Annotated in this window: 1 protein-coding gene; it reads left to right on the top strand. The window is 49.9% G+C overall.

Annotation, left to right across the window (positions count from 1 at the left end):
* The coding region (locus tag J7438_RS26760; protein WP_503003952.1) for a hypothetical protein at nt 1-663 on the top strand (663 nt) is incomplete at both ends.

Consider the following 663-nt stretch of genomic DNA (forward strand, 5'->3'; position numbering starts at 1 on the left):
AGTATCCTAACGTGATGGAGCAAATCAGTCCGATAATTCAAGCTGATAACCTGGGTAGTAAGTCTGTTTCAAACCCATCTAAAAAAATAACTGACAACAAAGCCTCACGATTGGAGCGCCGAAGGAACTACCAAAGGGAGCGTCGCAAAGATCCCGCTTTCGCAGAACGCGAAAGGCAGTACCACAGGGAGTACAAAAGGGAGCGTTACAAAGATCCCGCTTTCGCAGAGCGCCAAAGGGAGTACCAAAGGGAGTACCAAAGGGAGCGTCGCAAAGATCCCGCTTTCGCAGAGCGCCAAAGGGAGTACCAAAGGGAGTACCAAAGGGAGTACCAAAGGGAGCTTCGCAAAGATCCCGCTTTCGCAGAGCGCGAAAAGGAGCGTCTAAGGAAGCTCCGCAAAGATCCCACTTTCGCAGGGCGACAAAAGGAGCGCCAAAAGGAGCGCCAAAAGGAGCGCCAAAGGGAGCGCCAAAGGGAGCGTCGCAAAGATCCCGTCCTCGCAGAGGGGCAAAGAATCTATATGAATACTTACAAGAGAATCAAAAAACAAACCGCCAACAAGGAAGAAGCTTCAAAGCAAGCTAAGATCGCAAGAGAGCAGTATCTCCAGTCAATCCATTCAGCTGGAAACTCCGGTGAATTAACACTGACTTCTAATTCAG

Source organism: Thalassotalea sp. G20_0 (assembly GCF_017744175.1).
GTDB lineage: Bacteria > Pseudomonadota > Gammaproteobacteria > Pseudomonadales > Endozoicomonadaceae > Endozoicomonas.